The organism is Neorhizobium alkalisoli, assembly GCF_002968635.1.
Taxonomy (GTDB): domain Bacteria; phylum Pseudomonadota; class Alphaproteobacteria; order Rhizobiales; family Rhizobiaceae; genus Neorhizobium; species Neorhizobium alkalisoli.
Genome location: NZ_PVBN01000011.1, coordinates 187,172 through 208,641 on the forward strand (window position 1 = coordinate 187,172; position 21,470 = coordinate 208,641).

Below are 21,470 nucleotides of genomic sequence, written 5' to 3' on the forward strand. Positions count from 1 at the left end.
AGCATGGGAATTCGGCTCTTTGGGGGCCGGATCGGAAATGCGGCACGTCCCGCGTTTCCGCGGGGAGGCAAGGGAGAGGCGACGCTGAGGAGTAGCGGCGTGCCTGGAGGAGGAGAACATGATGAATATGCTTCTACGCGGCGCAGCCTTTGCCGCATTGCTCGCCGTAGCCGGTGATCTGAAGGCGCAGACCCTCAAGATGTGGGGGCCGGAGCAAATCACCGAACCGCTGATCGCCGAACTCTGGAAAGGCATCAAGGCCGATTTCGAGGCCGCAAATCCCGGCGTGAAGGTGGAGTTCATTCCGCCGACGGGAACGATCAGCAATGGCGCGGTCCAAGCGGCGCTGCAATCGGATGCGGGGCCTGATGTGGTTCTGACCAATTCCGGCATTGGCCGCATCACGGTGGTGAAGAATGCCAAGCTGGTCGCGCCGCTCACGGCCCAGTACGAAAATCGCGGCTGGAAGGGTAAGATCTATCCCTGGCTCTACACGGAGCTGAAAGGCCAGTTCGGTGGCGAGATCTACGAAGTGCCCGATGGGTTGGATGCGCTCGGCGTCTGGTACCACAAGGACATGTTTGCCCAAAAGGGTTGGGCGATCCCCAAGACGTGGCAGGATTTCGTCACGCTGATGAAGAAGATCGATGCCGCGGGCGTCCAGCCGCTGGCGATCGGACCGCGCACGACAGGCAGTGCCGGACACCTCTTCGGTAACCTGCTGCAATCTGCGAGCGGCACCGCGGCGGTCGGAAAGGCGGTGGGCGGCAAGCTTTCATGGACCGATCCTACCATGGTGACCGGTGCCGTTAGGCTACGGGAACTGGTCGATGCCGGGCTGATCAAGAAGGAGATGGCCGGCCTTGATCTCGAAGGCGCATCGCGGCTCTGGTTCACGAAGCGGGCCGCAATGTTCGTGGCAGGCCCCTGGTTTACGGCCAACGCCCGCAAGGCCGGTTACGATCTTGCCAATGCCGGTTATGCGCCCATGCCGTCCGACCTTGCCGGTGAAAGCAAGCCGACCGGCGGCGTCGGCTGGAGCTGGCTGCTGCCGGCCAATTCCAAGCAGCCGGAACTGGCGCTGAAGTGGATCGACTTCATGCTTTCCGATGCGGTGATGAAGAAGCGGGCCCAGCATGCCGCGAGCACGATGATCTATCCACGCGAACTGCCAGGGATCGAGCCGCCGACGCCGGTCCTGAAAGACATCTTCGCCGCTGCCGCAAAAGGGGTCGGCTACAATCCGAGCGTCTATCTGCCCGGTTCCGTGCTCGACACGTATTTCCAGGTGATCCAGGGGCTGATCTCGGCGCAGATCACCGGCGAGCAGGGCATGGCCGAGATCCAGGCGAAGATGGCGGCGGCGCAATAGCGCCACCGCACCTAAGCGGAGCATGACGGAATGAACATGGCGAAAAGCGAAAGCATGGCCGGGGCCGGGCGGGGCAATGCCGCCCGTTCCCGCGCCGGACGCAGCCGGGAGGATGTCCGGCTCGCCGGAGACGGCGCCGGATCGGCGCTCCTTCTTATGGCACCGGCTCTGGCGGTCTATGCGGTCTTCACGCTGTTTCCGATTGCAGTGACGTTCTGGCTGAGCTTCACGGATTCGAACGGCTTCAACACCGACGCCGGCTTTGTCGGTCTTGAGAACTACCGCAAGGCTGCCGCCGATCCGATCCTTTGGCAGAGTCTCTGGCAGACACTGCTCTGGCTTGTCTACCACGTCGTGCTGGCCGGTGGTCTCGGCCTCGGGTTGGCGCTCGCAATTGCCCGGCTGCGGCGCAGCCAGGTGTTCTTCCGGACGGCGTTCTTCCTGCCGCATCTGGTCTCGCTGGCGGTCGTCGGGGTGATCTGGGCGAATATCTACGATCCGTTTTTCGGGCTTCTGAATACCAGCCTCGTCGCGATCGGCCTCGGCGGCTGGACCCAGGGCTGGCTTTCCGATCCCTCGCTTGTCCTCTTCTCGGTCAATGTCGCCAGTTCCTGGCAGGGTTTCGGCCTTTACATGCTGCTTTTCATCGCCGGTCTGCAGGACATCGACCCGTCGCTCTACGATGCGGCTGAGGTTGACGGGGCAAGCGCATTTCAGAAGCTCGTCTACGTAACGCTGCCGGGGCTTCGGGAAGTAATGACTTTCGTGATGTCGCTGGCGATGATCAACGGCCTGAAAGGTTTTGCAACGGTGTTCGTCATGACCAATGGCGGACCATTCTATCAGAGCGAACTGATCACCACATATATCTATCGGCTGGCATTCCAGTCCCAGGACCACGGCCTTGCCGCCGTGCTCTGCATCCTGCTCAGCGTGCTGGCGATCACCATCACCGTCGTCTTCAACAAGTGGCGTGCGAGGCTCAGCCGATGACGATGCACAAACGTGAATGGCCGACGGTGGTCGCGCTCGCTCCGGTATTGCTGCTGGTGCTCGCACCCTTCGCCTGGCTGATCGTTTCCAGCCTGAAGAGCGAGATCGAGATCGGCCAGGCCGACCCGCTCAGCCTGCCGGCCAATCTGATGTGGCGCAACTATCAGGATGCCTGGCAGATCGGCGGTTTCAGCGAACTGATCGGCAATAGCTTCCTCAACCTCGCCGGCGTGGTGGCGCTCACGCTCCTGACATGCACGCCTGCAGGCTATGCGCTGTCGAAGATCCGCTTTCCGGGGCGCGAATGGCTGTTCTACGCTTTCATCCTCGGGCTCACCATCCCTATCCAGGCAATCGTCATTCCGCTCTACGAGGTGCTGACGGCGCTCGGCCTGGTCAATTCGCTGAGCGGCATCGTACTTGCGCAGGTGAGTAACGGCATTCCGTTCGGCATTTTCCTGATGCGCAGCTTCTTCACCAATGTGCCGGACGAACTGGTGGAAGCGGCCAAGGTTGACGGAGCCACCCACCTGCAGATTCTGACCAAGGTGTTCCTGCCGATCTCTACTCCCGCAGTACAGGCGCTGATCATCATCTCCGCGCTTTCCACCTGGAACGACTTTTTCCTGCCGCTGGTCGTGCTGATCAGTCCTCAAGTGCAGACGCTGCCGCTCGGTCTCGTCCGTTTCGCCGGCACCTATTCATCTGAATACCGCCTGGTGTTTTCCGGGACGGTGATTTCCTTCCTGCCCATCATCCTTCTCTACATCCTGACGCAGCGCCGCTTTACCGAGGGCCTGACGCAAGGGGCCATCAAGGGTTGACCATGCCACATCACGTCCAGCGCGAAATCCGCTACAACTTCGAATACGAGCGGCGCATCCGTGCTTGCTTTATCGGGGCAGGCGGACACGCATACCGTAACGTTTATCCCGCATTCCGCTATGCGCCCATCGATCTGGTCGGGGTCTGCGATCTGAACCTTGATCGCGCCAGCCAGTTCGCCCGGTTGTTTGGCGGGGAGCGCGCCTATACGGACCATCACGAAATGCTTGAGAAGGAAAAGCCCGATCTGGTCTTCCTCGTGACCGCCTATCACCCGGACGGGCGCGTGCAGGCGACAGGTCTGGCGCTCGACGCACTGGCGGCCGGTGCGCATGTCTGGATGGAAAAACCGACCGCGGCTAGCCTTGCCGAAATCGACGCCCTCGATGCGGCCAGCGCCAACGCGGGTCGGATGGTGATGACCGGATTGAAGAAAACCTTCTTCCCGACCATCGAGAAGCTTCGCGACCTCATCGATTCAGACGAGTTCGGGCCGCTGACCTCGATCAACGTGCGCTATCCGCAGAGCCTGCCGCCGCTTGGCGAGCGCTCCAATCTGGTGAAGATGCAGAGCTTCCTCGACCATATCTATCATCCGGCGGCGATCCTTCACTATCTCGGCGGGCCGATCGAGCGCGTGAGCTATGAGTGGGAAGGCCGCAACGGCGCAACGGTCACCAATATCCGTTTCCGCTCTGGTGCGATCGGTACTCTCCATTTTACGGCGGGCCAGTCGGGCGCCAGCCTGTTCGAGCGGGTGGAAATCATCGGCGAGGGCGCCAATGCCATCGTCGACAACGGCAGCCGGCTGACCGTCTACCGGCGCGCTTCGCTGCCCTCCTACGGGCGTGCGGCAAGCTTCATTCAGCCTGACGAGCATGCCGCTCTCATCTACGAGCCGGAGCATTCGCTTGGGCAGCTTTACAACAACAATCTTTTCTACCTCGGTTATGTGCCGGAGATTCTGCACCTCACCGACGCGATCCTGTCCGGCGGCGAGATAACCAAGGGCACGCTCGGCGTGGCGCGGGAAATCATGAAGCTTTTCGAATTCTACCGGCACACAGATGCCGGTGTCGTCGCAACCCTTTAAACGGCGGGTCAAACCTATGTCGGAAGACAACATGATTTCGAAGCGGCTGGACGGGGAGGTCGTAAAGACCAGCTGGGGGGAGCTGAACTGGAAGATCACCGCGGAAGCTGCTCCCGGGGCCGAGATGACGTTCGGCACCTGCCTCATCAATCCCGGTGAGCGCAATGCACTGCATTCCCATCCCGATTGCGAGGAGATTCTTTACGTCCTCTCCGGCGCCTGCGAACACAAGCTGGGTGACGCCGTCTACAGACTTGATGTGGGCGATGCCATCCGGATCCCGCGCAACGTGCGCCACTGGGCGCGGGCGCTGGGCTCCGAGCCGCTCTTTGCGCTGATCATTTTTTCATCGGGAACACGAACAGCGGTCAACCACGAAGACGCAAGCACGGCTTGAGGGCGGGAGAGAGATCATGGCGCCTGTAGCGCTCAGCAATATCCGAAAATCCTACGGCGCGCTGCCGGTCATTCACGGCGTGGATGTCGATATCCAGGATGGAGAATTCATCGTCCTGGTCGGCCCATCGGGATGCGGTAAATCCACACTTCTCAGAATGATTGCGGGACTGGAGCCTATCAACGAGGGAGTGCTTTCGATCGGCGGCCGCATGGTCAACCATCTTCCCTCGAAGGATCGCGACATCGCGATGGTCTTTCAGAACTATGCTCTTTATCCGCATATGACCGTGGCCGAGAACATGGGTTTTTCGCTGAAGCTGCGCGGTGTCGACAAGGCGGAGATCGCGCAGCGGGTCGATCGCTCCGCCAGGATACTGGCTCTCGAACCCTATCTCGACCGGCGCCCGCGGCAGCTTTCCGGCGGCCAGAGACAGCGGGTTGCCATGGGGCGTGCGATCGTTCGTGAGGCGGCGGTCTTTCTGTTCGACGAGCCCCTCTCCAATCTCGACGCCAAGCTGCGTGTCGCGATGCGGGCCGAGATCAAGGAACTGCACCAGCGGCTCAAGATCACCACCATCTATGTCACCCATGACCAAACCGAGGCGATGACCATGGCTGACCGGATCGTCGTCCTCAACAAAGGGCTGGTGGAGCAGGTTGGTGCGCCGCTCGATATCTACGATCGTCCCGCTTCGACGTTCGTCGCCGGTTTTATCGGCATGCCGGCAATGAACCTCTGGGAAGGGACGATCGAAGCCGGCGACCAGCCGCTTTTTCGCAGCCGGGATGGCATGGCGATGCCGCTTTCGGGCAGGTCGGCCGTCCCGCCCGCGGGCCAGCCGGCGATCTACGGCATTAGGCCCGAACATATTGCGCTGGACGATAACGGTTTCGATGCCGAAGTCGTCGTCGTGGAGCCAACTGGCGCGGAGACACAGGTCGTTCTTCGATCCGGTCGAAAGGACATCACCATGGTGTTGCGCGAGCGCGTTTCCTTACGCCCAGGCATGCGGGTTTCGCTTTCGATCCTGCCAGGAAAGGAGCACCTATTCGACGGAAAGACAGGTCTCGCGTGCGGTCAATCGCCCACAGATCTCTGAGGTTGACGCATTTCTGTTCGAACGCGCCATGACCGGCATACGGTGATGGCGTCCTTCATCCAATCCGATGGAACGAGGTGGATTGAACGAGCTTAGGCAAGATCACCGCCATCGATCCCGATGACATGCCCGTTTATATAGGAACTCGCGTCGCTGGCGAGGAAGACAACCAGAGACGCCACCTCTTCCGGCGTGCCGACCCGGCCCATAGGGTAGGGGGCAACGAGTTGTTCGGTCGTCACCTTCCAGTCGCGCCGTACCCGCCCGAGCATAGGCGTCTCGATCGCCCCGGGGGCTATGGCATTGATGCGCACTCGCTTTCCGTACTCCTGGGCTGCTGCCCGAGTCATGTGGATAACAGCGGCTTTCGACGCGCCGTAGGCGACTATGTTCGGGAAGGCGTGCCGACCGCCGATCGAGGCCATGTTGATTACCGCGCCTCTGGAGCTGACGAGATGCGGCAGCTCGTACTTCATTGCGAGAAAGACGCCGCGCAAGTTGGTGGCAATCTGGTCATCAAAACCGGTGATGTCGGTGTCCGCGATCGGCGCCGGCGGCAAGTCGATACCAGCATTGTTGAAGGCAATGTCAAGGCGACCGTAGCGCTCGAGTGTCTCGGCCACGAAGCGTTCGACCTGTTGTGCCTCGCGCACGTCCGATCTGATATAGACCACGTCGCCGCCGGCGGCTCGAAGGCGGCTCTCCACCTGGCGCCCGAGAGCTTCACGCCGGCCGTTGAAAGCAACCTTCGCCCCCGCTTTTGCAAGGACGCCGACAGTTGCCGCGCCGATACCCGAGGTTCCTCCAGTAACAATCGCGACCTTGCCCTCCAGGATACGAGGTGCCTGCGCAAATGCTGGCGTCGTGACAACCTCCGTTCCAACCATTGCGCCAGCAGCAAGCATGCCGGTCAGAAGGTGCCGGCGTGGCAGAACCATTGTCTCTGATGTGATCGCTTCCGTCATGCCCTTATCCTCTCTTGTCTTTCGATGAGAGGAGCCTAGCCGCAGCGGCTCCCTGAAAAAATAGCGGTGTGCTTTCAGCATTTTTAAGTATTGGTTTATAATCGGCGCATGAACCTGCGACCGGATCCATTTTACGGCCTCTCGGCCTTCCTCGCTGCAGCGGAGGCGGGCAGTTTCACCGCCGCTGCGGCACGACTGGGTGTCTCGCCGGCTGCCGTCAGCCAGGCAGTGAAGGCGCTCGAAGCGAAGCTCGGCACGCCCCTGTTCATCCGCACGACGCGACGTGTTGGCCTGACGGAGGCTGGGGCGGCACTGCAGGCGCGCGCCACCCCCGCTGCCATGGAGATCGTTGCCGCGGTCGAGGCGGCCGCCGCCGCGCATGAGCCGTCGGGTTTGTTGCGCCTGACCGTGCCGCGCATGGCAGTGCCCTTGGTCGTCGAACCCGTCGTACCTGCGCTGAGACGCGCATATCCGAAGATTGCGATCGAAGTCGCGGTCGAAGATGCGACGGTCAACCTACCCGAGCGCGGTTTTGATGCCGGCATCCGCATCGGCGAATATATCGAGCGCGACATGGTTGCGGTGCGCCTGACCCGTGATATCGCCTGGTCGGTCGTGGCGAGCCCTGCCTATCTGGCCGTTCACGGTCGGCCGGAGACGCCAGAAGACCTGACCGATCATGAGGCAATTCGGTATCGGTTTCCGAGCTCCGGCGCGGTCTATCGGTGGGAATTCGAACGCGATGGCCGAAGCTTTTCGCTCGACCCGCCCGGCAGCCTGATCGTCAATGACGGTGCGCTGCTCGTTTCCTGGGCACGGGCCGGCCTCGGCCTCGCTTATGTGGCCGATATTGCCGTGGACGGTGAATTGGCTGATGGCCATCTTGTCCGTGTTCTCCAAGGATTCCTTCCGACGACGCCTGGCCTCTTCCTGTACTTTCCTAGGCGTGCCCAAGCCCAGCCGAAACTGCGCGCGTTTATCGATCTGGCGAGGCAGGTGCTGCGGGCGCGTTGAAGGTGCTCTGAGCCAATGTATGTTGCAGCGGTCCCCGTTGTGACATCGCTCGGCGCCCTCCAGCCGCAAAGCGATGGCGCGCAACCTGATGTACGGTCAAGCGTCGCGATGAATAAGATAGTCTACGAAGACACCGCGGCGGAAAAATGCCTGCCGACACGGCAACGCTGAAAACAAGCGCTGTCGTGCCGGCAGGCCAGTGGGCAAACCTCGCGGTTTAAGCGGCGATCTTAAGCCAGGCCGGCGCGATAGCAGTGCCGCGGCCGAGCCCGTAACCAAGGCGGATATTGAGCATGCCAACGGGTTCAAGCAACCTGGCCGCATCGAGCGCGCCCGCATTTTCGACGGCAAAGCCTGCGGTGATGACAAGCTGTTCCACGGCCTCGACAGCTTTCGCGGTATTACCCGCAACGAAAACCGGAACGTTTGCGGTTGCCTGTCGCGGTGCGTCGAAGATCTCCGCGAAGATGGTGTTAAAGGCCTTGACGACTTCAGCGCCGTCCGCCCGTTTCTGAATTTCCTCGCCAGCTGAGGTGTCGTGGCCAATCGTCAATCCAGAGAAGTCCTCCTTGAGCGGGTTGCTGATATCGACGAGAATTTTGCCATCAATCTTCGCATCGGAGACGAAGCCAAGAGCGGCCGAATAGGGAAGGCCGAGAATGATAATGTCGGCGACCGCTATCGCCTCAGCGATAGCCAACCATTCGACCCCGAGCGTCGCCGCCAAGCCCGCGGCATCGGCCTCGTTGCGAGAGGCAAGGACGAGGTTAGTTCTACCAGCCAGCCGCCGTGCGAGACCACGGCCCATGTTTCCAAGTCCAATGATTGCAGTTTTCATGTTCTACGTCTCCGTCGGGTTTCAATGGAGACAAAGTAGCTCGGTCCGATTATGATGATAATTGGCGGAAATGTATCTTCAATATTGCAAGAATGTATCGAATGCCGGACCTTGAAAATCTTCGCACCTTCATTGCGGCGGCAACGTCCGGCAGTTTTGCGGCTGCTGCCCGGCGACTGCAGGTGTCGCCGGCGATGGTCGGACGGCGCATTCAAACGCTTGAGGATGAATTCGGCATTAAACTGATCGAGCGTACCACACGCACGCAACGCGTGACGGATGTCGGGTCGAATTTCCTCTTGAAGGCGATGCAGGTAATCGAACAGCTGGAGGAACTCGCCGAGATCGCCAGTCCCGAAGCCGGCACACTTTCTGGCCGTGTCCGGTTAAGCGCGCCCACCACGCTTGGTATCAAGGAAATTACGCCCATCCTCGCGGAATTTGCGAGGCAACACCCGTCGCTTGTACTCGAGATGAAACTGAGCGACCGCAATGTGGATCTGGTCGCTGAAGGGTTTGACCTTGCAATTCGGATTGGGCACCTGCAGCCATGCTCGATGATTGCGCGGCGCATTGGAACCTATGACTTCGTCTGTTGCGCAGCGCCGTCTTATCTTGGCGTCTACGGTGAGCCTGAAGACCCGCAGGAGCTCAGAGACAAGCGGTGTGTGCTGAACCTCAATCTGGTGCCCCGGGACCAATGGCCGTTTGAGGACGAGGCGGGACGCTTCACGGTCGACGTAGGTGGCAATATCGAGATCGATAATGGCGAAGCACTGCGTGTGGCAGCTCTTGCAGGAGCAGGCATTGTTTATGCGCCCACCCAATTGGTCCGCGAGGACATCGAAGCTGGCCGTTTGGTCGAGGTACTCGCCGGTTGGCGCAAGCTTTCACTGCCCATCCACGCATTGCATCCTTCTCGACAGTTCGTGCCGAACCGCATCAGGGTGGTTCTGGATGCCATTGCAGCCGGATTGAAATCCAGCGGCGGGCGGTCATAGGCTCGTCGTCGCCTCTTTCGCAGCCTCCCGGCATGCGCCTCGTTGGTGATCCGCATCCATGATCGAACACCGTATTTGCTCTAGAACTGTATCGGAAAATCCGATACAGTCGAACAATTACGACGAGACGGACGGATGAGTTCAAACTTTCTGGTTATCGATCCTGAGAAAGATCTTGCTGCGATCAAAGGCATTTCATCGCTCGCGCGAGTGAAGCTTCTAAAGGAATTGTCGAGACGGCCCGGGATAAATGTCAACGATCTCGCAGAGGTGTCCGATCTGCCGCAATCTTCCGTTTCCGCCCATCTTCAGGTCCTAGAGAAAGCCGGTCTTGTACGGACTGAGATGCAGAAGGCCCGCAAAGGGAACCAGAAGATCTGTTTCGCTGTCTATGATGAGCTCATCGTCACCTTCCATCCGACGACACAGGCCCTCTCCTCGGACGTGATCGAGGTGTCGATGCCGCTTGGTCTCTACACCAACAACAACGTCACCGGCCCGTGCGGAATTTGCTCTGTCGAAGGCGTTCTGGGTCTTCTCGACGTGCCCGAGACTTTCATGGATCCTGAGCGGATGAAAGCAAGCCTGCTCTGGTTCACCAGCGGGTTTGTGGAATATCAGTTTCCAAACAACGCCAAACTGCGCGGCGATAGCATCGAGCGGCTTGAGATCGTGATGGAAGTCAGCTCCGAAGTGCCGGGCACATTGGCAAACTGGCCGTCGGACATCGTCTTGTCCATCAACGGTCGGGAGATTGGCGTATGGACTTCGCCCGGCGATTTCGGCGATCGGCGGGGCACTTATACGCCGGCTTGGTGGAAGCTGAAGGGATCTCAGTACGGGATGCTGAAGACGTGGACCGTCGGGCCCGGTGGGACTTTTGTGGATGGTTACAGGATTTCCGATGTGAATGCGCAAGACCTCGAGCTCGACGAGCATCGGTCCATTCGCCTGCGGGTCGAGGTCAAGGCGGACGGAAAACATCCCGGCGGAATCAATATTTTTGGCCGGGGCTTTGGAAACTACGATCAAGACATAATTCTTCGTTTGAAGACCGCAGGGTGATCAGCGGCGCGCATTGCCTTGATCATGTGTTGCGTCGCAGCATTCTTTCTCATTGACTTTCCGATGCCGGCTCGAAACTATATCTGAAAATACGATCTATATCGTTCAGTCAGATATACGGAGCAGTCAGCATGAAGGTACGCGTAGCCGTTCATCGGGATTTCAAGATCAGCGACATCGATGAGCGGCTCTATTCCGCCTTCATCGAGCATATGGGCCGCGCGATCTATGGTGGCATCTACGAGCCTGGTCACCCCCAGGCAGATGAGCGCGGCTTCCGCAAGGACGTACTTTCGTTCGTGCGAGACCTGAACATCCCGGCGATACGCTATCCGGGCGGAAATTTTGTATCGGCCTATCGATGGGAGGATGGTATCGGCCCGCGTGACCAGCGCCCGGTCCGGCTCGATCTCGCCTGGCGGTCAAAGGAGACCAATCAGATCGGCATCAACGAGTTCGCCGATTGGTCGCAGATGGCTGGTATCGAAATGATGCTGGCGGTCAATCTTGGTTCACGCGGTCTCGACGATGCCCGCAATTTCCTGGAATACGTCAACTTCCCTTCCGGGACGGCCTGGAGCGATCTGCGTCGCTCGCACGGCAAGAACGACGGCCATAACGTCAAAATGTGGTGCCTCGGAAACGAGATGGATGGTCCTTGGCAGGTCGGCCACAAGGTGGCCGTCGAATACGGACGGCTCGCCAATGAAACAGCGAAAGCGTTCAAGAGCTTCGACAGCTCGATCGAAGCAATCGTATGTGGCAGCTCGAACGATGGAATGCCGACCTATCCGGAATGGGAGCGCGAAGTTCTCGAAGAGTGCTACGAGAACGTGGACTACATTTCGCTTCACAAATATTTCGGCAACAAGAGCAAGGACACGCTCAACTACTTCGGCAAGATCGAAGAGACCGGCCGCTACATCCAGACGATCGCAGGTGCGATCGATTATGTGAAATCGAAAAAACGCGCGAAGAACGACGTCCATATCTGCTTCGACGAATGGAACGTCTGGTATCACATTCGCGAAGAAGACAGTCACCGTTGGCGAACCTGGGACTGGCCGGAGGCCCCGGCACTCCTGGAGGAAACCTACAATTTCGAGGACGCCCTCTTTGTTGCCGGGCTGTTGAACGAGTTCATCCGCCGCTCCGACCGGGTGCGAATTGCCTGTATCGCGCAGCTCGTCAATGTTATCGCGCCCATCCGTGCCGAAAAGAATGGTCCGGCCTGGCGCCAGACGATTTACCATCCCTACAGGTTCGCATCGATCTACGGGCGCGGTGAAGCATTGCGTGTCGCTGTCGACGGTCCGACCTACGATTGCAGCGTGGCCGACGATGTCTCCTATCTGGACGTCGCGGCCGTGAACAATCGCGACGACGGCCTGCTCACGCTTTTCGTCGTGAACCGTCATCTCACCGAAAAGGCCGAGCTCGATGTCGGGCTCACCGGATTTGGCAACCTCACCCTCGTCGAGCACCATGCCATGGAGGGTTACGACCTCAACGATACCAATGGTCCCGACAAGCCGGACCACGTCGTGCCGAAAAAGGGTTCAGGCGTCGGTGTCGAGGATGGGAAGGTGAAGGGTTCGCTTGCGCCGCTTTCCTACCATGTGCTGCGCCTGAGGGTCGGCTGAGGGGGAAGCCATGGGAGTTACCTTAAGGAATGTCAGCAAGAGTTTCGGGACCGTCGGGGTAGTTCACGATGTCAACATCGAGATTCCGACAGGCAACTTTGCGGTCTTTGTTGGCCCGTCGGGCTGCGGAAAGTCAACGCTGCTTCGGATGATCGCGGGATTGGAGGATACGTCGGGCGGCTCGATTTCGATCGAGGGGCGCGATGTCACGGATCTCGAGCCCGCCAAACGGGAGGTCGCGATGGTCTTTCAGTCCTACGCGCTTTACCCTCATCTGACGGTCTTTGAGAACATGGCGTTCTCCCTGAGGCTCAAGAAGACCCCAAAGGCTCGTGTCGCGGAGATGGTGCACGAGGCCGCTCGCATCCTGCATCTTGATGAGCACCTCAAGAAACGACCGTCGGAGCTGTCTGGGGGACAGCGCCAGCGGGTTGCCATTGGCCGGGCCATCGTGCGCCAGCCGAAGGTCTTCCTGTTCGACGAGCCGTTGTCCAACCTCGATGCGGAACTGCGCGTCCAGATGCGCATCGAACTTGCCAGACTGCACAAGCAGATCGGCGCCACCATGATCTATGTGACCCACGATCAGGTGGAAGCGATGACCCTGGCCGACCGCATCTTCGTATTGAAGCGCGGTCGTCTGCAGCAGGCCGGAAGGCCGCTCGATCTCTATGACGATCCCGATAACCAGTTCGTCGGTGGCTTCATCGGCTCACCGGCGATGAACTTCCTCGATGGCCGAGTGTCGGGGCGTCAGGGCGACATGTTGAGGATTGGTTTGACCGGTCTGGACACGGAGTTGTTGGCAAATGTGCGCGCCGATGTGGGCGAGGGAACCCAAGTGAAAATCGGGCTAAGGCCGGAGCATCTTCATATTTCCGGCGATGGATTGAAGGCGTCGGTCGAGATGGAGGAGGACCTTGGGGGAGTGTCTTACCTTCATGCACGAGTAGCCGGTGGCAAGGAGATCATCGTGGAAACCCGCGGTCGGCGCGAAAGTCTGGATGGCAAGACCATCTCGCTCACGGCCGATGCCGGGGAGGTGCTTGTTTTCGGCGAGGACGGAATTCGGCTGCGCTGACGGATCGACGTGGAGTGGTTTCAACCGCCGCCGATCAGGAGATTGGCGGCATGAACGGTGGAGGAGACTGTTATGCGATACAGAAAATTACTTGCGGCGGGTGCTATCGCGTTGATGGCTATGCCGGCTTTCGCGCAGGAGAACATCACCTGGTGGGACTTCCTGAGTGGCGGTGACGGTGTGCGGATGAAGGCGCTGATCAGTCGCTTCAACCAGGAGCATCCTGATATCAAGATAACCGGCACGACGCTGGAATGGGGCATTCCCTACTACACCAAGGTACGCACAGCCGTTGCCGTGAACCAGGGCCCGGACATAATGACATATCATCTGTCGCGCATGCCACTGGGTCTTGAGGAGGGTGTGCTGGAGGAGATCACCAATGAGGATCTCAAAAATGCAGGCTTGAGCAAGGAGGACTTCTTCGGGGCATCGGTAAAGGCTGCCAGCAGCGACGACGGCAAGCTCTATGCCGTGCCTTTCGATATCCATTCCATCGTCCTTTACTACAACAAGACCTATCTGGAAGGCTCGCGCTTTCTGGATGCAAACGGAAAGCTGACGGGCATCGAAAGCCTCAAGGATTTCGAGGAGGCTTTGGCGATTGCCAAGAAAAAGGGGGCCGAGGCGCCGGTCACCTACGCGACCGGTGACGACGGAGGTACTTACCGCGTCTTCTATACCTTGCTTCGCCAGCAAGGGGGCGAGTTGATCGCCGGCGACGAGGTCTTGCCCGGCGAGAACTTGCAAAAGGCTGCAAAAGCCATCGAAGTGATGACCAAGTGGGGTAGCAACGGATGGCAACCGGAACAGGCTGCATACGAGGCCTCGGTCGCTCTGTTCACCTCGGGCAAATCTGCATTCATGCTGAACGGCGTCTGGGAAGTGCCGACCATGGTTGACCTCAAGAAGAAGGGTACGCTCGGTTTCGAATGGGGTGCGGTGCAGGTTCCGAAGCTGATGGGAGCCCAGACCACCTGGGCCGACTCGCACGCCTTTGCGCTTGCCAAGAACAACCGTATGTCGCCTGAGAAGCGCAAGGCGGTCATGACTGTCATCGGCTGGATGGAAAAGAACGCCATCTCCTGGGCCGATGCAGGTCACATCCCGGCCTACAAGTCGGTTGCTGAGAGCGACGAATTCAAGAAGATGGAACCGAACGCTACTTATTCGGCGCTGGCCGGCACGGCATCTTACGATCCGCGCTCGCCGATCGCTGGCGTTGCTTCGCCAGCCTATGACGCGGCGATCAACGTCATATCGCCGGCCATTCACGGCTATGCCGAACCTCTGGCGGCCGCTGAGCAGGTCAAGGCGGACCTCGCGAATGCACTGAAGTGACGGAATGAGAGCGGCTGCGTCCTTCAAGGACGCGGCCCTCTGTTCCTTGAGGAGGGTTCCAGACGTGGCAATGCTTACAAACCGGCGCAGAGAGGTGGCGGTCGCAGCTTCCTTGGTAGCACCCTTTGTGCTTATCTTTGTGCTAGTCTTTCTTTATCCCGCTATCCGCCTCGTCGAGCTCAGCCTGACCAATTCACCGCTGATCGGCCCGGGGGCATGGGTGGGGCTCGACAATTTCAAAAGGCTCCTGACCGACAAGCTGTTTTTCACGTCCTTGAAGAACAACGGCTACTTTATCCTGCTGACGGTCATTCCGACGACGGCCCTGGCGCTGAGCATCGCGCTCATGATCACGCGCCTGCGCGGCTCCTTGCAGGCGCTTGCGCTCGCCGTCTTCTTTCTGCCTTATATTCTGCCGGTCTCCGTCGTGACGCAGATCTGGACCTGGATGCTGGATTTCCAGTTCGGGGTCCTGCAACCTGTCATATCGTTCTTCTACGGCAAGCCGGTCCCCGTCTTCAAAAACCCCTATTGGGTAATGCCCATGGTAGCGCTCGTCACGATCTGGTGGACGAACGGGTTCAACATCCTGTTGTTCATTGCTGGCCTCCGAAATATCCCGAAGGATTATTATGAGGCGGCACAACTCGATGGCGCGACGCGATGGCAGCTTTTTGCCAGGGTCACCTGGCCTCTGCTCTGGCCGGTCACCGCTTTGGTGCTCACATTGCAACTCATCCTGCAGCTCAAGATCTTTGATCAGGTCTACCTTCTCAGCAGCGGCGGCCCATTCAACTCTTCCTATGTCCTGCTGCTGATGGTCTATCGTGAGGCCTTTCAGCTCAATCATGGCGGTTATGCCTCGGCTATCGCACTTATCCTGTTTGTGGTTATCGCAGTGTTGTCAGTGCTGCAGTTTCAGATTTTGCGAGCCGGAGGACGCCGATGAGAAACATCCGCAAGGTCGAAAATGCGGTACTGACCATCAGTACTTTCCTGGCTGCCGCCCTGTGGATTTTCCCGCTCTACTGGGCGTTCATCACCTCGATCCGCACAGAGGAGCGTGTGGTTTCCAATGATGCGGGGGTGATCCCGGACGAATTCAATCTCGGCGCCTACGCCGACATCCTCTGGAATTCGAACATCCTCAACTGGTATTTCAACTCGATCGGCACCGCGATGATCATAACCGTGACCGTCATAGTCACGGGCATGATGTGCGCCTACGCGATTTCACAGCTGCGCTTCCCCGGTCGCCGTCTGCTCTACGGCATTGTGCTCGCCAGTTTCATGGTGCCGTCCCAGGCACTCGTCGTCACCCAGTTTATCCTGATGAACGACCTCGGGCTTATCAACACCTGGGCCGGCATCATCCTGCCGCAGCTCATCGTTCCGGTGGTGATCATCGTCTACAAGCAGTTTTTCGATGCCGTACCTAAGGAAATGCGCGAAGCGGTGGTTCTCGACGGAGGGGGAGATTATACGCTCCTGTTCAAAATTTACTTGCCGCTTAACTGGGGCATCACAACCGCGCTCGCCATCATCACCTTCATCATGGCGTGGAACCAGTTTCTCTGGCCGTTCCTTGCGGTCACGACAGAGGATATGATGACGATCCCTGTGGGGATTACTCAGGTCAATGACGCATTCGGTGTGTTCTATGCCCGCCTCATGTCGGTTGCGCTGCTGGGCGCGATGCCGGTCGCTTTTGCCTACCTGATATTCCAGAAAAGGGTCACCGAGGCGGTCATGATCTCCTCCGGCGTCAAAGGCTAGAAGCAGGCGGCAGTATCGGCATGGCTGGGCGATCTGCAGCGGCCGACGAGGCATGGAACGCCGGTCATCAAAAGTTCGTCTGACCCCATCGTGGGGGTCATCGTGTTACGGAAGAATGCAACTGATTACGAGCCGGATATTCCGGCGTTGTCAGCAGGATGCGAAATACCGAGCACGCTCATGGACCTGTCGAAAATAAAGACGCTGATCGATTTTGTCGGCCGATCGAACATTACCGAACTGACGGTCACAGAGAAGGACGTGACGGTTCGGATTTTTCGGACGCCGGGTCAGGGGGCATCGGCCACGCCGGCGTCGGAGGCACCGGAAACAACGGACACCGTCGTGTCAGGTCGCGACGCATCTTCTGCAGACGGGCAAGCTCCGGCTTTTCCGGTAAGGGCGCCCGTCTTCGGTGTTCTGCATCGGTCGCCAGCTCCAGGGCAGGAGCCGTTCATCGGGGTTGGTGACACGGTGGAGGAGGGGCAGACACTCTTCATCATCGAAGCGATGAAGGTCTTCAACACGATAACCGCGCCTCGCGCCGGTCGGATCATGCGCCTGACCGAAATCGACGGCGGAGAAGTGGAGACCGGCGCCGTGCTGGCAGAGATTGCATGATGCCCGGATCGCTCGACAAGGCTCCGCCTCCGTACAAACGGTTCGATACGGTGCTCATCGCCAATCGTGGAGAGATCGCAGTTCGTATCCAGCGCGCCTGTCACGAACTCGGTTTGAAGACGGTTGCGGTATGCTCCGAGGCCGACCGCGAGGCGCCCTACGGCCGGACGGCCGACAGCTTTCTCTGCATCGGGCCGTCGAACGCGGCGAAAAGCTACCTGAACAGGGATGCTCTTCTGCTCGCCGCTCGCCTGACCGGGGCAGGGGCCATCCATCCGGGCTATGGATTTCTGTCGGAGAATGCCGACTTCGCCAAGGCGGTCGAGGAGGCGGGCCTGGTGTTCATCGGGCCCGATGCGTCTTCGATCGCGACCATGGGCGACAAGATTTCGGCAAAGCGCGCGATGATGGCGGCAGGGGTGCCATGCGTGCCCGGCCCGGATACGGCGCTTCCGGATGACCCGGCGGCGGTTGAGCGGATTGCCCTGGAAATTGGATATCCGGTCATCATCAAGGCGGCTGGCGGCGGAGGCGGGCGCGGCATGCGCGTTGTCCAGGAGGCAGCGCGATTGCATGAAGCCATAGCGCTGACGCGCGAAGAGGCGCGGCAGGCCTTCGGCTCGCCCTCTCTCTATATAGAGAAGTTTCTCCAGCATCCCCGTCATATCGAAATACAGGTTCTGTGCGACATCCATGGCAACGCCGTTTGGCTCGGGCACCGCGATTGCTCAATGCAGCGCCGCCATCAGAAGGTCGTGGAGGAGGCGCCTGCGCCAGGCATCGCGCCCGAGGTTATCGGTCCGGTCGGTCTGGCTTGCGTCCAGGCTTGCCGGCAGGTCGGCTACCGTGGCGTCGGGACTTTCGAATTCCTTTATGAAGATGGCGCGTTTTATTTCATCGAGATGAACACGCGGCTTCAGGTCGAACACCCTGTCACCGAGATGACGAGCGGGCTCGATATCGTGCAGTCGCAGATCAAGGCGGCGCAGGGTAATCCGCTGGAGATGAGCCAAGCGGATGTCCAGTGCGAGGGCCATTCATTCGAATGCCGCATCAATGCCGAAGATCCAGACAATTTCCTGCCCTCGGCGGGCGTAATCAGCGATCTCGTGTTGCCAGAGGGGGACGGCGTTCGGGTCGATACCCATATCCATGCAGGCTACAAGGTATCGCCTTACTACGACTCATTGATCGGCAAACTGATCGTTCATGCGCCAACCCGCGCCGAGGCGATGACGAAAATGCGCGAGGCGCTCTCCCGAACCCGAATTGGTGGAATTGCGACAAACCTCTCGTTGGTGCGCGCGCTGTTTGAGGACGAGGCTTTCGGACGCGGCGAGACGGATATCCATTATCTCGAGCAATGGTTAAAGCAGCGGGGAGCGCAATGAGCGCGATCGATTTCAGCGATCCGGCGACCATCGCATTCCTGACCGATGCATTGACCGCTGCGAGCGTGGCCGGCCTCGAGATTTCGGCGCCTTCCGGTCAGCTTCGTATCGTTATTTCCGGTGCGGGCGAAGCGAAGATCGGATCAAATAGGTCGGTTCAACCCGGTTCGGTTTCCCCAGTTCTCGTCAGGGCTCCGCTGGCGGGATATTTTTGCGTTGCGCACCTATCGGGGTCTGCCGAGGCCAGTTCTCTGCCGCGCGCGATTTGCGCAACCGAGGTCCTCGGTTTTATCCGCGTCGGGCCGGTTCTCCTACCCGTTTCCGCGGGCCGTTCCGGAACCGTCACCAGGCTGCTTGCAGAAGTGGACGCGATGGTTGGATATGGCGCTCCCCTGTTCGAGATCGAGGTCCAATCATGATCGCTCCATCGAACGGCCACGCCCTGCAGCGCGAAATCTTATCCTCGACAAAAGCCCGCGCACGCGTCTCATCGATCGGCTCGAGGTCCTTCCTGCTTGAAGCGCCCGGAGATTTCGACCTCGCTGCCCAGCGCCGGATCTGGGCCCTTTCCCAGACGGTAAAAGGCTGGCCCGATATCGCGGAAATCATCCCCGGGATGACCAACCTTTTGGCGATCCTAAAAGAGACGCCGGAGGACCCTGATGTCGTTGTCGACCGGCTGCTGGAAGCGTGGGACAGTGCCCTCAGCATCGACCTCAAGGGAAAGACCATAGAGATCCCGGTCCATTATGGTGGTCAGCACGCAACCGACTTGCCGGCGCTTTGCGATTTGTCCGGCCTCAGTGATCGGGACGTTGTCCGTATCCATCATGAGGCGACCTACCGCGTGTTCGCGCTCGGCAGCGCGCCTGGCTTCGGCTATCTGCACGGTCTTGATCCGCGCATCTACATGCCTAGAAAAACGGTTCCATCACTGAGGATGGAGAAGGGCTGCGTGACCATCGGTGGCATGCAGACAGGTGTGGCGATGCTTACCGGCCCGAATGGTTGGAATTCGATCGGCTTTGCAGAAATGCAGATGTTCGACCCGACGTCGGCGTCGCCCGCCATGATGGCCCCGGGCGATACGGTTCGTTTCCTGCCAGCGAGGATCGAGTTGTGATCGAGATTGTCGAGACCGGTCCATTCAATACCGTGCAGGACCTCGGACGTCCCGGTTATCGTGATATTGGCGTATCCGCCAGCGGCGCAATGGACCCGCTCGCAGTCAAGATCGGCAATATTCTCGTCGGCAATGCCGAGGGGGCGGCAACGCTTGAAATCCAGACCTTCCCGTTCCGCCTCATTTTTAAACGCCGGTCGGCATTCGTGGTGTCGGGCACCGACGGCAACCCGCTGCTGGACGGGATCGAGTTACTTCCATGGTGCGCTTATAATGCAGAGGTCGGGCAGGTTCTTGAGCTGAAGCAGCCACCCAAGCTGGCGCGTGCCTATGTCGCCATCGGTGGCGGCGTGGATGTGCCCTGCATCATGGGTTCGCGCAGTACGTCGCTTCGCGGCAACTTCGGAGGCAATGCCGGCCGTCCCCTGGAAAAAGGCGATCGGATCGCGGTCGGGGAGGAAGCCGGTATTCTTCCGATACCGGCGTCAGGCCTCGGGGTTGTCGAACCGGCTGTCGCGCTTCTTGAATTCTTTCCGCGGTCCGCCGACGGCTCTTTGCTGATCCGCGCTCTGCCGGCTGGCGAGCATAAGCTGTTTGTCGGCGATGGCGAAGCGTTCTGGAGCCAGACCTGGCGGATTTCCTCCCGCAGCGATCGCACGGGCTATCGCCTTTCCGGCGATCCCGTCGTGCCGATGGAGATTGTGGAAATGCGCTCCCATGGCGTCGTACCGGGTGTGATCCAGGTTCCACCTGGCGGCGAACCGATTGTGCAGATGAGCGATGCAAACACGGCAGGCGGATATCCCAAGATCGTGGGCGTCATCGAATGTGATTTGTGGCGGCTCGGACAGGCTCGAATCGGCACACGCCTGCAGTTCGTTCGGTCGTCGTACGCCGAGGCGCGTGCAATTGAACAGGCGGTGGCGAGCTATATCGAGGACGTGCGCCGTACATCGGGACAGATCAAGCGCGCCCTGAAGGCGATGGCTTAAGTCGAGTTGAGATAACGGGCCGACCAAACGGAGCAGGTGATGGAGATCGATCTGAATTCAGATATGGGCGAAGGTTTCGGCCCTTACCGGCTGTGCGACGACGAGGCGATGATGAAGGTCGTGTCTTCGGCCAATATCGCCTGCGGCTTCCACGGAGGCGATCCGGATACTATGGCCCGTATGGTGCGGCTGGCCAAGCAGAACGGCGTCGGCATCGGCGCTCATCCGGGCCTGCCGGACCGCCCGGGCTTCGGGCGGCGGGAGATGCCGTTCGAGCCTGATGAATTGCGCCAGCAGATGCTGTATCAGCTTGGCGCCCTGATGGCGATCGCCAGAAGCGAGCGGGTGAACGTCGGCCATTTCAGTTTTCATGCGGCCATGGGCAACATGGTCAATCGCGATCCGGTGCTTGCCGATCTGATGATGGACGCCATTGCGGCGGTGGATCGAAATCTTGTGGTTTTCGTGACCTCAGGCAGCGAGATCGAGAAAGCGGCAAAGCGCGCCAGGCTCAAGACGCTGGCTCTGTTTCTGGCCGACCGCGCCTACGATGCCGAAGGCAAGCTGGTTGCCCGCGGATTGCCCGGTGCCCTGGTCAAGGACGAAGCTTCGGTGCGGGTGCGCGTACGCCGTTTTCTTCTTGAAGGTACCGTCGAAGCCATTGACGGCACGGTCATTGCCATGCCGGCGCGCTCGATCCTTGTTCACAGCGACACACCCGGTTCCCTTGAGCTTGCACGCCTCGTGCGCAGCGAGATCGAAGCCACCGGCGCAACCCTTGCACCTGCTGCCCAACTCGCCAGCTGACACATGCCCGCCCGCGGGCTGCGCCTCATT

General features: G+C 59.7%; 22 protein-coding genes. 20 read left to right on the forward strand and 2 right to left on the reverse strand.

From position 1 onward, the window contains the following. The first annotated feature begins 118 nt into the window (after positions 1-118). From C5L13_RS22220 to C5L13_RS22245, 6 genes are read left to right on the forward strand one after another with little or no spacing between them, the layout of a single operon-like run. Positions 119-1,372 (forward strand): ABC transporter substrate-binding protein, encoded by a 1,254-nt coding sequence (locus C5L13_RS22220; protein WP_105385446.1) that lies wholly within the window; start codon positions 119-121, stop codon positions 1,370-1,372. A 30-nt stretch (positions 1,373-1,402) separates the two neighbouring features. Beyond that, positions 1,403-2,365: a carbohydrate ABC transporter permease gene (locus C5L13_RS22225; RefSeq protein ID WP_245571429.1), complete on the forward strand. Its 963-nt coding sequence runs from the start codon at positions 1,403-1,405 to the stop codon at positions 2,363-2,365. Next, positions 2,362-3,189 carry a carbohydrate ABC transporter permease gene (locus C5L13_RS22230; protein ID WP_105385447.1) on the forward strand — a complete coding sequence of 276 codons (828 nt, stop codon included), beginning with the start codon at positions 2,362-2,364 and terminating at the stop codon, positions 3,187-3,189. Before C5L13_RS22225 ends, C5L13_RS22230 begins: the two co-directional genes overlap by 4 nt. Before the next feature lie 2 nt (positions 3,190-3,191). Beyond that, the gene (locus C5L13_RS22235) at positions 3,192-4,283 is read left to right on the forward strand and encodes a Gfo/Idh/MocA family protein (protein ID WP_105385448.1); all 1,092 of its coding nucleotides are present in this window, start codon (positions 3,192-3,194) and stop codon (positions 4,281-4,283) included. Positions 4,284-4,314: 31 nt separating this feature from the next. Further along, positions 4,315-4,680 carry a cupin domain-containing protein gene (locus C5L13_RS22240; RefSeq protein ID WP_407070458.1) on the forward strand — a complete coding sequence of 122 codons (366 nt, stop codon included), beginning with the start codon at positions 4,315-4,317 and terminating at the stop codon, positions 4,678-4,680. Between the two features lie 16 nt (positions 4,681-4,696). Beyond that, positions 4,697-5,782 carry an ABC transporter ATP-binding protein gene (locus tag C5L13_RS22245; protein WP_105385450.1) on the forward strand — a complete coding sequence of 362 codons (1,086 nt, stop codon included), beginning with the start codon at positions 4,697-4,699 and terminating at the stop codon, positions 5,780-5,782. Positions 5,783-5,874: 92 nt separating this feature from the next. Here C5L13_RS22245 and C5L13_RS22250 read toward each other — a convergent pair whose 3' ends face one another. Continuing rightward, positions 5,875-6,747 (reverse strand): SDR family NAD(P)-dependent oxidoreductase, encoded by an 873-nt coding sequence (locus tag C5L13_RS22250; RefSeq protein ID WP_205836871.1) that lies wholly within the window; start codon positions 6,745-6,747, stop codon positions 5,875-5,877. Between the two features lie 108 nt (positions 6,748-6,855). Here C5L13_RS22250 and C5L13_RS22255 point away from each other — a divergent pair, with 108 nt between their 5' ends. Continuing rightward, positions 6,856-7,761: a LysR family transcriptional regulator gene (locus C5L13_RS22255; RefSeq protein ID WP_105385486.1), complete on the forward strand. Its 906-nt coding sequence runs from the start codon at positions 6,856-6,858 to the stop codon at positions 7,759-7,761. A gap of 217 nt (positions 7,762-7,978) precedes the next feature. Here the strand turns inward: C5L13_RS22255 and C5L13_RS22260 are convergent, their stop codons facing one another. Continuing rightward, entirely contained in the window at positions 7,979-8,599 is a 621-nt protein-coding gene (locus C5L13_RS22260) for an NADPH-dependent F420 reductase (protein WP_105385451.1), read from the reverse strand. Positions 8,600-8,700: 101 nt separating this feature from the next. Between C5L13_RS22260 and C5L13_RS22265 the strand changes: the two genes are divergently transcribed. The 13 genes from C5L13_RS22265 to C5L13_RS22325 all read left to right on the forward strand — a co-directional run bounded on the left by C5L13_RS22265 (position 8,701) and on the right by C5L13_RS22325 (position 21,440). Beyond that, positions 8,701-9,600, forward strand: coding sequence for a LysR family transcriptional regulator (locus C5L13_RS22265; protein WP_105385452.1), 900 nt, complete (start codon positions 8,701-8,703; stop codon positions 9,598-9,600). Positions 9,601-9,735: 135 nt separating this feature from the next. Then, positions 9,736-10,665 (forward strand): ArsR/SmtB family transcription factor, encoded by a 930-nt coding sequence (locus tag C5L13_RS22270; protein WP_105385453.1) that lies wholly within the window; start codon positions 9,736-9,738, stop codon positions 10,663-10,665. A 131-nt stretch (positions 10,666-10,796) separates the two neighbouring features. After that, the gene (gene arfA, locus C5L13_RS22275) at positions 10,797-12,308 is read left to right on the forward strand and encodes an arabinosylfuranosidase ArfA (protein WP_105385454.1); all 1,512 of its coding nucleotides are present in this window, start codon (positions 10,797-10,799) and stop codon (positions 12,306-12,308) included. 10 nt (positions 12,309-12,318) lie between these two features. Then, complete coding sequence (locus tag C5L13_RS22280; protein ID WP_105385455.1) at positions 12,319-13,389, forward strand: ABC transporter ATP-binding protein; 1,071 nt, start codon at positions 12,319-12,321, stop codon at positions 13,387-13,389. A 72-nt stretch (positions 13,390-13,461) separates the two neighbouring features. Next, entirely contained in the window at positions 13,462-14,730 is a 1,269-nt protein-coding gene (locus tag C5L13_RS22285) for an extracellular solute-binding protein (RefSeq protein WP_105385456.1), read from the forward strand. Positions 14,731-14,800: 70 nt separating this feature from the next. After that, positions 14,801-15,679, forward strand: coding sequence for a carbohydrate ABC transporter permease (locus tag C5L13_RS22290; RefSeq protein ID WP_105385457.1), 879 nt, complete (start codon positions 14,801-14,803; stop codon positions 15,677-15,679). Beyond that, the gene (locus tag C5L13_RS22295) at positions 15,676-16,506 is read left to right on the forward strand and encodes a carbohydrate ABC transporter permease (RefSeq protein ID WP_105385458.1); all 831 of its coding nucleotides are present in this window, start codon (positions 15,676-15,678) and stop codon (positions 16,504-16,506) included. The genes C5L13_RS22290 and C5L13_RS22295 overlap by 4 nt, the downstream gene beginning before the upstream one ends. Positions 16,507-16,686: 180 nt before the next feature. Then, the gene (locus tag C5L13_RS22300; RefSeq protein ID WP_105385459.1) at positions 16,687-17,127 is read left to right on the forward strand and encodes an acetyl-CoA carboxylase biotin carboxyl carrier protein; all 441 of its coding nucleotides are present in this window, start codon (positions 16,687-16,689) and stop codon (positions 17,125-17,127) included. Beyond that, positions 17,127-18,518 (forward strand): acetyl-CoA carboxylase biotin carboxylase subunit, encoded by a 1,392-nt coding sequence (gene accC / locus C5L13_RS22305; RefSeq protein WP_105385487.1) that lies wholly within the window; start codon positions 17,127-17,129, stop codon positions 18,516-18,518. Before C5L13_RS22300 ends, accC begins: the two co-directional genes overlap by 1 nt. Then, positions 18,515-18,937 (forward strand): acetyl-CoA carboxylase, encoded by a 423-nt coding sequence (locus tag C5L13_RS22310; protein ID WP_105385460.1) that lies wholly within the window; start codon positions 18,515-18,517, stop codon positions 18,935-18,937. The genes accC and C5L13_RS22310 overlap by 4 nt, the downstream gene beginning before the upstream one ends. After that, positions 18,934-19,641 carry a 5-oxoprolinase subunit PxpB gene (gene pxpB, locus C5L13_RS22315; RefSeq protein WP_105385461.1) on the forward strand — a complete coding sequence of 236 codons (708 nt, stop codon included), beginning with the start codon at positions 18,934-18,936 and terminating at the stop codon, positions 19,639-19,641. The genes C5L13_RS22310 and pxpB overlap by 4 nt, the downstream gene beginning before the upstream one ends. Further along, positions 19,638-20,633 (forward strand): 5-oxoprolinase subunit C family protein, encoded by a 996-nt coding sequence (locus tag C5L13_RS22320; protein ID WP_105385462.1) that lies wholly within the window; start codon positions 19,638-19,640, stop codon positions 20,631-20,633. Before pxpB ends, C5L13_RS22320 begins: the two co-directional genes overlap by 4 nt. 39 nt (positions 20,634-20,672) lie before the next feature. Continuing rightward, positions 20,673-21,440, forward strand: coding sequence for a 5-oxoprolinase subunit PxpA (locus C5L13_RS22325; RefSeq protein WP_105385463.1), 768 nt, complete (start codon positions 20,673-20,675; stop codon positions 21,438-21,440). Positions 21,441-21,470: the final 30 nt, after the last annotated feature.

Coding starts and splice junctions, on each gene's coding strand:
- accC (WP_105385487.1), top strand. CDS start 17,127: ATGCCCGGATCGCTCGACAAGGCTCCGCCTCCGTACAAACGGTTCGAT.
- arfA (WP_105385454.1), top strand. CDS start 10,797: ATGAAGGTACGCGTAGCCGTTCATCGGGATTTCAAGATCAGCGACATC.
- C5L13_RS22270 (WP_105385453.1), top strand. CDS start 9,736: ATGAGTTCAAACTTTCTGGTTATCGATCCTGAGAAAGATCTTGCTGCG.
- C5L13_RS22245 (WP_105385450.1), top strand. CDS start 4,697: ATGGCGCCTGTAGCGCTCAGCAATATCCGAAAATCCTACGGCGCGCTG.
- C5L13_RS22260 (WP_105385451.1), bottom strand. CDS start 8,599: ATGAAAACTGCAATCATTGGACTTGGAAACATGGGCCGTGGTCTCGCA.
- C5L13_RS22310 (WP_105385460.1), top strand. CDS start 18,515: ATGAGCGCGATCGATTTCAGCGATCCGGCGACCATCGCATTCCTGACC.
- C5L13_RS22265 (WP_105385452.1), top strand. CDS start 8,701: ATGCCGGACCTTGAAAATCTTCGCACCTTCATTGCGGCGGCAACGTCC.
- C5L13_RS22300 (WP_105385459.1), top strand. CDS start 16,687: ATGGACCTGTCGAAAATAAAGACGCTGATCGATTTTGTCGGCCGATCG.
- C5L13_RS22230 (WP_105385447.1), top strand. CDS start 2,362: ATGACGATGCACAAACGTGAATGGCCGACGGTGGTCGCGCTCGCTCCG.
- C5L13_RS22255 (WP_105385486.1), top strand. CDS start 6,856: ATGAACCTGCGACCGGATCCATTTTACGGCCTCTCGGCCTTCCTCGCT.
- C5L13_RS22295 (WP_105385458.1), top strand. CDS start 15,676: ATGAGAAACATCCGCAAGGTCGAAAATGCGGTACTGACCATCAGTACT.
- C5L13_RS22280 (WP_105385455.1), top strand. CDS start 12,319: ATGGGAGTTACCTTAAGGAATGTCAGCAAGAGTTTCGGGACCGTCGGG.
- C5L13_RS22220 (WP_105385446.1), top strand. CDS start 119: ATGATGAATATGCTTCTACGCGGCGCAGCCTTTGCCGCATTGCTCGCC.
- C5L13_RS22325 (WP_105385463.1), top strand. CDS start 20,673: ATGGAGATCGATCTGAATTCAGATATGGGCGAAGGTTTCGGCCCTTAC.
- C5L13_RS22290 (WP_105385457.1), top strand. CDS start 14,801: ATGCTTACAAACCGGCGCAGAGAGGTGGCGGTCGCAGCTTCCTTGGTA.
- C5L13_RS22235 (WP_105385448.1), top strand. CDS start 3,192: ATGCCACATCACGTCCAGCGCGAAATCCGCTACAACTTCGAATACGAG.
- C5L13_RS22285 (WP_105385456.1), top strand. CDS start 13,462: ATGCGATACAGAAAATTACTTGCGGCGGGTGCTATCGCGTTGATGGCT.
- C5L13_RS22225 (WP_245571429.1), top strand. CDS start 1,403: ATGAACATGGCGAAAAGCGAAAGCATGGCCGGGGCCGGGCGGGGCAAT.
- C5L13_RS22250 (WP_205836871.1), bottom strand. CDS start 6,747: ATGACGGAAGCGATCACATCAGAGACAATGGTTCTGCCACGCCGGCAC.
- pxpB (WP_105385461.1), top strand. CDS start 18,934: ATGATCGCTCCATCGAACGGCCACGCCCTGCAGCGCGAAATCTTATCC.
- C5L13_RS22240 (WP_407070458.1), top strand. CDS start 4,315: ATGATTTCGAAGCGGCTGGACGGGGAGGTCGTAAAGACCAGCTGGGGG.